At 75.0% G+C, this 10180-nt stretch carries 5 protein-coding genes and 1 pseudogene; all 6 read left to right on the top strand.

What is annotated here, in order from left to right:
• The first annotated feature begins 1420 nt into the window (after positions 1-1420).
• The 6 genes and pseudogenes from DEJ47_RS36175 to wrbA all read left to right on the top strand — a co-directional run bounded on the left by DEJ47_RS36175 (position 1421) and on the right by wrbA (position 9114).
• Positions 1421-2380 carry an aromatase/cyclase gene (locus tag DEJ47_RS36175; protein WP_150163977.1) on the top strand — a complete coding sequence of 320 codons (960 nt, stop codon included), beginning with the start codon at positions 1421-1423 and terminating at the stop codon, positions 2378-2380.
• 2041 nt (positions 2381-4421) lie between these two features.
• A complete protein-coding gene (locus DEJ47_RS36185; protein WP_150163975.1) occupies positions 4422-5489 on the top strand; it encodes a type III polyketide synthase in 1068 nt (355 codons plus the stop codon).
• 93 nt (positions 5490-5582) lie between these two features.
• The gene (locus tag DEJ47_RS36190; protein WP_150163974.1) at positions 5583-6146 is read left to right on the top strand and encodes a cupin domain-containing protein; all 564 of its coding nucleotides are present in this window, start codon (positions 5583-5585) and stop codon (positions 6144-6146) included.
• A gap of 5 nt (positions 6147-6151) precedes the next feature.
• A complete protein-coding gene (locus DEJ47_RS36195) occupies positions 6152-7369 on the top strand; it encodes a DegT/DnrJ/EryC1/StrS family aminotransferase (protein WP_150163973.1) in 1218 nt (405 codons plus the stop codon).
• Positions 7366-8436 (top strand): class I SAM-dependent methyltransferase, encoded by a 1071-nt coding sequence (locus DEJ47_RS36200; RefSeq protein WP_150163972.1) that lies wholly within the window; start codon positions 7366-7368, stop codon positions 8434-8436. Before DEJ47_RS36195 ends, DEJ47_RS36200 begins: the two co-directional genes overlap by 4 nt.
• A 64-nt stretch (positions 8437-8500) precedes the next feature.
• Positions 8501-9114: pseudogene (wrbA, locus tag DEJ47_RS36205) on the top strand (NAD(P)H:quinone oxidoreductase).
• Positions 9115-10180: the final 1066 nt, after the last annotated feature.

A 10180-nucleotide genomic window follows, 5' to 3' on the forward strand; every position in this document is an offset into this window, starting at 1 on the left:
GGCGGACACCGGCACCCCGGGCACCTGGCACCGGGTGGCAGGGGCCGGGCACCTGGCCACCGGCGGCCCGGTGCCCGGCCCCTTGGCCACAGGCCGGCCGGCAGCCGGGCATCCGGCCCGCGCCGGGCCCCGGCCGCCCGGCGCGGGCCGTCCGGCTCCCGGCTGTCTGGCCAGGTCCGGGCGCTGTCCGGCCGTCCGGCCCACCCGCCTGATCGCCGGCCGCCGGCCGCCGGCCGCCGGCCGCCGGTTGCCGGTTGCCGGTCTCGGCTCACGGTGCCCGGCCAGGGCTCCGGCCGTTCCGTCTGGTCGCCGGCCGTCCTGTCGTCCTGGCTGTCGGTCTTTCACTTTCGGTCGTCTGGTGCGGGGCCAGTGGGTGACGGGCCGCTGGGCCTGGGCTGCCAGGGTTGTCTGGCCGGCGGCCGTCCGCCTTGGGCTGTCCGGCCGCCGGTTGACCGGCTCCCGGACGGCCGGGCAGGCCCAGTTGGGTCCAGGGCGTTCCGGCAGCACGGCGGGCGTGCGTGCCAGACGGCGGCCCTCCGGCCGGGGCCAGGACACAGGGCCTGACGTTCGGCTCGGGACGCCCGGTGGCCGGCTGTCCAATCGCCGGCTGTCCGGCTTCCGGCCGGTCGGCCGAGGCTGCTTGGCCGACCGGCTGTCCGGCCACGGCCGCTGCTTCGTCCGCTCGGGCCACAGTCACCGGCCCCCGGCTACCGGCTGTCCGGCTGCGGACACCTAATCGGCGCTCGTCCGCCTGCCCGCCGTCGGGCCACGGCCACCTGGCCACTAGCCCTTTGACCACTGGCCGTCCGCCTGCCGGCCGTCCGGCCACGGCCGCCCGGTCACCACGAGTCCGGCCCCTGGCTGTCGGGCTTTGGCCGTCTGGGCACCAGCTCCCTTTTCGGTTACGGCCATCTGGTCACCACCCGCCCGACCGCGCCCGCTATCCGGGTACGGCCCCCGGCGCCCGGCGGCCACGCCACCGGGCATCCAGCCACCCCGCACCACCCGGGCCGCACCACCGGGGGGCCGCACCACCGGGGCGCCCAGCCCCGTGCAGCACCCGCGCCGGGCGCCCGCTGCCCGCCTGCGGTGCCCGGTCACGCGGGCGGGTCCCGGGCCGCGGCGCGGGCCGCAGCACCAAGCAGTACCAAAGGGGCTGGGGCTGGGGCGGGCCCCGTCTTCGGTTCGGTGCGCGTGCCCGGCGCGGGACGAGGCGGACTCGAGCCGTCTGCGGGCACGCGTCGAGCCGGATGGGGCACACTGCACAGACCACCGGCCCCACTCCGGACGCGCTCCACCCCGAACCTGCCTGCCCGTCACCGGGCCCCGGCCCCGACCCGCCGCGTTGCACCACCCGGCCCGGTCCGGCCGGACTTGCCACGACCAGTCGCGTGCACAACGCGAGAGAAAGGGGGGCCCGGTGCCCGGCGAGCGCATCCACCGGCTGTCGCACACGCGGGAGGTGGCCGCACCCGCCTCCACCCTCTACGCGCTGATCGCGGACCCCGAACGCTGGCCGCTCTACCTGCCGCGCAACATCTACGCCCAGCGCCTGGACTTCGACGGCGTCCACGAACGCGTGAGGGTGTGGGCACTGGCCGAGGGCCAGATCGTCTCCTGGACCGCCCACCGCACCCAGGACCCCGTGCGCCGCCAGATCACCTTCCGCCAGGACCTGCTCATGGAGCCCGCCACCTCGATGGCCGGCCGCTGGAGCGTGCAGCCGCTGGCGCCCGGCCGCTGCCGGGTGACCCTGGAACACGAGTTCACCGCCGCCCCCGACCGGCCCCAGGACGCCATCTGGCTCGCCCAGGTCACCACCGACAACACCCGCTCCACCCTGCGCAGCCTGCAGTTCCTGGCCGAACGCTGGACCCGCCTGGACGAACTGGCCCTCTCCTTCGCCGAGTCGATCCGCGTCAACGGGCCCGCCGAACTGGTCTACGGCTTCCTCTACGACGTCGCCGACTGGCCCGGCCAGCTCCCGCACGTGCGCCGGGCCGCCCTGGAAGAACCCCACCTGGGCATCCAGAAAGTCGCCCTGGAACTCACCGCCGCCGACGGCGGACCCGCCCGCAACGTGGCCGGCATCCGCATCTGCTTCCCGCACGCCGGACGCATCGTGCACAAGGCCACCGTGCCCCGCCCGCTGCTGGCCGCGCACTGCGGCGAATGGTCCGTGCTGCCCGACGAACGCGGCGTCACAGTGGTCGCCCAGCACCACGCCCTGCTGCGCGAGGACCACATCGAACAGGTCCTGGGCGCCGGCACCACCCTGGCCGAGGCCCGCCGCCGCATCCGCGCCGACCTCGCCCGCGACAGCCGCCAGACCCTGCAACTGGCCCGCCACCACGCCGAATCCGCCATCCGCGTCCTGTGACCCCGCCGGCCGGCCCCGCCTCCGCCGGCCCGGCTCCCACGGCAAAGCCCCTCCACCACCCGCAGCCCGCCCCGCCCCCTCCCGGGCCGCCCCCCCGCCCCGCCGGAGGAGAAGGCGGCGCGGACCCGCCCGTACGGCACACCAAGGCGACGCCCCCAGCCGCCCCCGCCCCACCCCGTGGCCGGCGCGAACCCCTGCGGACACACCCTCCCCGAAGCCGGAGCCCGGCCCCCGGGCCCGGCACCCCGCAAGGCCCCAGCCCCGGCATGCCCCGCCCGGCACCACGGCCCCCGGATCCCGCGGCCCCCAAGACGGACCGGGCCCGCGACGCAAGGACCCCAACAGGACACCGCCGCGCGGGTGTTGCGCAGGCCCCGCCACGGGAAGCGACCCCGCCACGGGAAGCGGCGCGACCCCGGGGGCGCGGGCGCGGCAGCCGGGCCCGGAGACCGCCGCCGACCTGCCGCAGGGGAAGTGCCGGGGCTCAGCGCCTGTGCCATGACCCTGGGTCGGATCAGCGGGCGCCGTCTGGTGCGTGCGACCGCAAGGCGCCGGAGCGTCCTGGGCGAGGCCCCCGGGGGCCCGTCAGGCCTGGGGAGGGGCTGCCTGGGCGGTTCGGCAACGCGGCACGGGCCCCTGGCCTTCCAGGCCTTGGGGGAGTGCGTGCCAGACGGCGACCACCCGGCTTCAGGGATATGACACAGCCTCTGGGCCGCCAGGCCTCCGGCGCGCACCCCCTGCGCACCCTGCGCGCACCCCCGGCGGCCCCCGCCCCGCCCCGGGACAGCCGCCAACTCGCCCCGAAGCAGCCGGAGATGTGGACGCCGCCGCTCCGCGCCGGGGCGGGCGCCCGCCCCGGGATCCGGTTTACACAACACCCCGGTGCAGTGACCTACGTCACTTTCGGAGTCCCTTGGTGCGGGGACGGCATCCGTGTCACTATTTCCGCACGACTTCCCTGCCCAAAGCCGGTTCTGGGGCGGTGGGTTGAGTGTCGTATCGCTTCCCCACCGCATTTATTCGCCCGTATGCCCTGACGCCCCGCGTCGACGTACGCGGGCCCGGCGGGGATTTTCGCCCTCCTTGATTTCGGCTCCTCGGCCGGGACGAAATCCGCCCCGGAAAAGGCCGCCCGCGCCTTGGCCGGCACCGGGTCCCGGGCCCGCCGGTATCCCCTCGCTCCGGTTCAAGTCCCGCTGCCGCGCGGGCCGTCAGCTGCGGGCCGTCTCGGGGCCGGGAAACGGCCGGCGGTGGGGGAGGGGCGGCCCCCAGGGGCGGGGAGAGGGGGCTTTCCCCTACCGCCCGGGCATCGACGTACCTGCCCGGGGCATCGACGTACCCGCTCGGGACCCGCAGCGCCCGCCCGCCACCGGACCCCGGCCGCACCGCGGCGACAAGTCCGCAGCCCCGCGCCACCCCCTCGCCCGCCAGGGCAGGACCGCGGCGCCGCGCCGTGAACCCGCACCCCAGCACCCCCGCACACCCGGCGCCCCCGCACCCCCGGCACCTCCCCGTCTCCCCACGCCCTGCCGCGCCCCCAACCCGCGCTTCGTTTCCCCCGGCCCGGCCCGCAGCCCACCGGTCATACGGTCCCCGCCCCCCCGCAAAGGGGGAGGACAGCACCCCCGCACCCTGCACCCGCTCCAAGCCCCACCCGGCCCCCGGGCCGGTCCGCCCGTGCCTCACCCGTGCCGCCTTCCCCGGCGCCCGGACCACCACCACCCCTGCCCCCGCGGGGCCCTGACCCGCAGGCCTCCACCGGTCTCGGCAAGCCCCAAGGAGCCCCAAGGAGCCTCAAGGAGCCCCATGGAGCCCCTGAGGAGGCCAAAGGCCGAGGGCTCCCCCCAAGGGCCCGAGCCCGAGCCGCATGAGGGCCCGAGCCCCAAGTGGGGGCAGGCGTGGTGGTCCGGGGCCGGCGAAGGCGGCGCGGCAGACGCCGTCACAGCAGCTGCCCTCGCCGCCGCCCGCCGGGCGGCACCGGGAGTGCGCGAAAGCTTCCTCACGTGCAGAAGGCAGACTCTAGAGAAAGTGGATTCCCGATATGCCTAGGCTATGCAAGCCGTCAGTGCGTGTGCCGGAATACGTCATCACAGCGGAAGAGACGCTTCAATTCGCCGAGAGGGTCCACGCCGGAAAGCCGCAACTGCCTCTGGCGCTGCGGCTGATCCGCAACACGGGGGTGCTGAAGCGGCATATCGTGCAGCCCATCGAGCAGACCCTGGCACACCCCGGCCTGACCGAGCGCAACCGCATCTATGAGGCGGAGTCCAAAAAGCGCACCCCCGAGGTCGTCGAGGAGGCCCTGGCCAACGCCCAGGTCAACGCCCGGGACATTGACGCGATCATCTACGTGTCGTGCACCGGGTTCCTCATGCCCTCGCTGACCGCCTGGCTCATCAACACGATGGGCTTTCGCTCCGACACCCGCCAGATCCCCATCGCCCAGCTGGGCTGCGCGGCCGGCGGCGCCGCCATCAACCGGGCCCACGACTTCTGCGTGGCCCACCCCGGCAGCAACGTCCTGATCGTCTCCTGCGAGCTGTGCTCGCTGTGCTACCAGCCCGACATGGACGACATCGGCTCGCTGCTCTCCGACGGCCTGTTCGGCGACGCGGTCGCCGCCGCCGTGGTGCGCGGCACCGGCGGCACCGGCATCGAGCTGGAGCGCAACTCCTCCTACCTCATCCCCCACACCGAGGACTGGATCTCCTACTCGGTGCGCGACACCGGCTTCCACTTCCAGCTGGACCGCCGGGTGCCCGGCACGATGGAACCGCTCGCCCCGGTGCTGCGCGAGTTCGCCGCCGGCCACCAGTGGGACGCCTCCAACCTCGACTTCTACATCGTGCACGCCGGCGGCCCGCGGATCCTCAACGACCTGGCCAAGTTCCTGGACGTGGACCGCAAGGTGTTCCGCCACAGCTGGTCGACGCTGACCGAGTACGGCAACATCGCCAGCGCGGTCGTCCTGGACGCGGCCCTGCGCCTGTTCGAAGAGGACACCCCGATGCCCGACGCCACCGGCCTGATCGCCGGCTTCGGCCCCGGCATCACCGCCGAGATGGCCCTGGGCCGCTGGAACAGCGACACCCCGCCCGCCGCCGGCTGACCCGCCCCCGCCCCGCCCCGCCCCGCCTCGCCCAGGCGCAGCAGGGCCGCGCGCCGCGCGAGATGTCCGCGACAACCGAAGGAAAACCATCACATGACTGCCAGCCTGATCGTCCCGCCCGGTGGGGGACGCACGCTGAAGACCCCGGCGCAGGAGGTGACCTTCAAGGCCACCCAGGCGCAGGGCTCCGCCGTCTCCATCTTCGAGGTGATCGTCCCGCCCGGCTTCGACGTCGGCGCCCACGTCCACCACGAGTCCCAGGAGTTCTTCTACGTCCTTGAGGGCGAGCTGGACCTGATGTGCTTCGAGCCCACCCGGCGCACCCGCGACACCTGGCACCACTGGCGCTCCGCCAGCGGCGAACGCGTCATCCGCGCCGCCGAGGGCGGCTGCATGTTCGTGCCGACCGGCACCCCGCACGCCTTCCGCAACGCCACCGACAAACCGGTCAAGATGCTCTTCCAGAGCTTCCCCTCGCCCGACCACGAGCAGTACTTCGAGGAGATCGCGGAGATCTGGGCACGCGGCACCACCGTCGACCCGGCCGCGGTGGAGGAGATGCGCAAGCGCTACGACGTCGAGGAACTCACCCCCCTGCGCTACCAGCCCCCCACCGCCACCGCTACCGCTGCGGCACCGCAGCCGCAGGGGACGTGACCGCCATGACCACCACCACACCCGCCACACCCGCCACACCAGCCTCTGCCGCCTCTGCTTCCGCCGCGGCGGCTGCCGCCGTGCCGCTGGTGCACGCCAGCCTGGGCGAGCAGGAACTGGCCGCCGTCGCCGAGGTGTTCGCCTCCGGCTGGCCCGCCGGCCAGGGCCCGCGCGGCAAGGCCCTGGAGGCCCAGCTCGCCCAGCGCTACGCCATGGACGCGGTCGCCCTGAGCAACTGCGGCGCCGCCCTGCACGTGGCGCTGCTCGCCCTGGGCGTGCAGCGCGGCGACGAAGTCATCGTCGCCGACTACACCTTCCCCGCCCCCGCCCACGCGGTGCGCTACCTGGACGCGGTGCCCGTCTTCGCCGACGTACGCCCCGACACCCACACCGTGGACGTCCAGGCCGTCGCCGACCTGATCACCGAACGCACCACCGGCATCATCGCGGTCGACACCGTCGGGCTGCCCGCCGACTACCGCGAACTGCAGGCCCTGGCCGACCGGCACGGCCTGTTCCTCATCGAGGACGCCGCCTGCGCGGTCGGCGCCACCTACCAGGGACGCCAGGCCGGCGCCCTGGCACCGGTGTCCTGCCTGTCCTTCCACGGCCGCAAGGGCGCCACCAGCGGCGAGGGCGGCGCGCTGCTGGCCGCCGACCCCGCCATCGCCGCCGACGCCCGGCTGCGCTCCTCCTTCGGCATCGGCAGCATCTTCGACCAGTCGAAGATCGTCGGCCTGCCCATCCCGGAGTTCACCGAGGTCGGCTACAACTTCAAACTCTCCGACATCGCCGCCGCCATCCTGCAGGTCCAGATCGGGCGGATCGACGAACTCCTCGCCCGCCGCACCCAGGTCGCCGCCGCCTACGGCGAACTCCTGGCCGACGAGGAACTGGTGACGCTGCCTCAGGTGCCCGCCGACCGCACCCACGCCTGGCAGTCCTACCTCATCGCCCTGGACGCGCGGGTGGACCGGGCCGCCCTCGCCGCCGACCTGCGCGGCCAGGGCATCGGCTGCGGCCACGGCACCTGGGCCAGCCACCTGCAGCCCGTCTTCGCCGCCCGCCAGGCCTGCCCCGTCTCGGCCGACCTGTTCGCCCGCCACCTGGCCATCCCCATGCACGCCGAACTCAGTGCCGACCAGATCGAACGCGTCGTGACGGTGCTGCGCACCGCCCTTCGCACCCACGCGGCCCCCGCGGGCCGGGGAGGAACCGCATGAGCGAGCACCAGCCCACCACGACCACCCCGCCCACCACCCGGCCCACCGGCTCCGGCCCGGACGCAGGCCCCGGCTCCGGCCCGGATGCCGGGCCGGACACCATCCTGCGGCTCATCAACGGCTACTGGTCCACCGGCATCCTGGGCGCCGCCGCCGAACACCGGCTGTTCACCCACCTCGAGGACGGCGCCCACGACGCCGCCCAGCTGGCCGCCCGCGCGCAGATCTCCGAACGCGGCGCCCAGACCCTGCTGGACGGCCTGGTCAGCATCGGCCTGCTCACCCTCGAACACGGCCGCTACCGCAACACCCCGGCCGCCTCCGCCTACCTGGTCGCCGGCCGGCCCGCCGACCTGTCCGCGATGGCCCGCCTCAAACTCACCCACATGGGCAAGCTGGCCGCCCTGCCCGAGGTGGTCCGCGCCGGCGGCCCGGTCAGCGACCCCACCACCGAAGTCGCCGACAACCCCCACTGGGGCCAGGTCGTGCCGGCCATCGCCGCCCAGTCGGTGCCCGCCGCCGCCATCGCCGCCGACGTGCTGGGCCTGTCCGAGGCCGGAGCGCTGTCCATCCTGGACGTCGGCGGCGGCTCGGGCATCTACTCCGCCACCTGGCTCAAGGCCAACCCCGCCGCCCGCGCCACCCAGCTGGACTGGGAACCCATCAACGCCATCGCCCGCCAACTCCTCGCCGAACGCGGCGTCGCCGACCGCTTCACCTGCATCGACGGCGACTTCCACACCACCGACTTCGGCACCGGCACCTACGACGTGGCGCTGTACTCCCACATCGCCCACCAGGAAGGCCCCGAGGACAACATCGCGGTCTTCACCCGCCTCAAGGACGCACTCAAGCCCGGCGGCGCCCTGGTGGTCTGCGACTACGTCGTCGACGACGACCGCTCCGGACCGCCCTTCCCGCTGCTGTTCGCCTCCGAGATGCTCCTCAAATCCCAGCAGGGCGGCACCTGGCGGCGCGCCGACTACCACGCCTGGCTCACCAAGGCCGGCTTCAGCGACATCACCTTCCACTCCGCCCCGCCCGCCACCCTGGTCATCGCCCGCTAACACCACCGGCGACGCCCGGCATTCAGCACCCGGCATTCAGCACTCAGAACACGAGGAAACAGCTGTGGACCCTGTGAACGTGTCCCGTCATCTACTACAGCGCGACCGGCACCGTGCACGCCCTGGCTCAGGCCGTGGCCGAGGGTGCGGAGAAGGCGGGCGCCACCGTGCGGGCTGCGCAAGGTCGCCGAGACCGCCCCCGACGCGGCGATCAGCGCCAACCCCGCCTGGGTGGAGCACCGGGCGGCCACCGCCGATGTCGCCGAGGCCACCCACGACGATCTCGCCTGGGCGGACGCGGTCCTGTTCGGCACCCCCAGCCGGTTCGGCAACCCCGCCAGCCAGCTGCGCGCCTTCATCGACACCACCGGCCCGCTGTGGTTCGCGGGCAAGATCGCGGGCAAGGTGTTCTCCGCGTTCACCGCCAGCAAACACGCCCACGGCGGGCAGGAGTCGACGATCCTGGCGCTGTCGAACACCTTCTACCACTGGGGCGGCATCATCGTGCCCCCCGGCTACACCGACCCCATCCAGTTCCAGTCCGGCAACCCCTACGGCACCTCACACGTCGCGAACGACGGGGCGCCGGGCGAGGTCGCCCTGCAGGCCGCCCGCCACCAGGCACGCCGCGTGGTGGACACCACCGCCGCGCTCAAGGCCGGCCGCGCCGCCGCCTGACCCGCCCCCGCCCTGCCCGGGGGCGGGGGTGGGTGAACCGGCCGGGCCCGCACGGGCTTCGGTCACAACCGTGCGGGCCCCCGGCCGGTGGCCGGTGGGCGGGGCCGGGGGCGCGGCCGGTCGGCAGACCCGGCCCGAGGGGGCGCCCCCGGCGCCCCCGGTGCGGCCCGGGGCAGCGACCGCCCGGCCCGGCACGGCCCGGCCCGACGGCGTCCGCCTCGTCCGCCTCACCCTCCGACGACACAGCCCGCGCAATGTGAGCCCGGCCCGGAAAAAAAAAGCCCCTCCGCCCACTGCCCCGGAGGACATCCGCCGCACCGGCACATGCCTCCGGGGGTATCCGCTGCACCGGCACATGCCTCCGGGGGCATCCGCTGCACCGGCGCATGCCTCCGGGGGGATCCGCTGCACCGGCGCGGCCGGACCGCCGCACACCCCGGCCCCCGCCCGGCCACCCACCGGCGGGGGCGCCCGCCCCGCGCTGCAGCCGCCCACCCTCGCCGCCCCGGCCCGGCCAACCACCCGCTCGCTGAGCGGAGTTGGCCCCGCCGGTGTGGCCGACCTGCTGCACCGCCGGAGCCCGCCTCGCCGCTGTAGCAGTGGGTGCGCCGCACCGCCGGGGCTCGCCGGTCGCGCTGCCGTGGCGGGCCGGTGTGCTGCTGGGGGCTCGTCGGTCGCGCTGCCGTGGCGGGCTGTTGCGCCGCTGGGGCTCGTCGGTCGCGCTGCCGTGGCGGGCTGTTGCGCCGCTGGGGGGCTCATCGGTCCTGGCGCGGTGGGGCCCCCGTTGTGCCGCCGGGGCTCATCGGCCGCGCCGCTCGGCTGGGTCCGGTGTGCTGCTGGGGCTGTCGGGCGCGGTGCTGCGGCGGACCGTTGTGCCGCTGGGGGCTCACCGGTCACGGGCGCTGTGGCGGGTCTCGCGCCGCTGAGGCCCTCGGCCGCAGCACCGGGGCGGGACCAGCCCACTGCCCGGAAGACCCCCGCCACACCGTTACGCGGTGGCGGCGGCCTGCCTCGCCACCAGCACCCGCCTCGCCGCCCCGGCCACTCGCTCCCCGGCCACGCCCGC

Source organism: Streptomyces venezuelae (assembly GCF_008642355.1).
Taxonomy (GTDB): Bacteria; Actinomycetota; Actinomycetes; order Streptomycetales; family Streptomycetaceae; genus Streptomyces; species Streptomyces venezuelae_B.

What these genes read in the sequence shown, in the direction of transcription:
- DEJ47_RS36200 (WP_150163972.1), top strand. Translation starts at nt 7,366, where the DNA reads ATGAGCGAGCACCAGCCCACCACGACCACCCCGCCCACCACCCGGCCC.
- DEJ47_RS36195 (WP_150163973.1), top strand. Translation starts at nt 6,152, where the DNA reads ATGACCACCACCACACCCGCCACACCCGCCACACCAGCCTCTGCCGCC.
- DEJ47_RS36185 (WP_150163975.1), top strand. Translation starts at nt 4,422, where the DNA reads ATGCCTAGGCTATGCAAGCCGTCAGTGCGTGTGCCGGAATACGTCATC.
- DEJ47_RS36190 (WP_150163974.1), top strand. Translation starts at nt 5,583, where the DNA reads ATGACTGCCAGCCTGATCGTCCCGCCCGGTGGGGGACGCACGCTGAAG.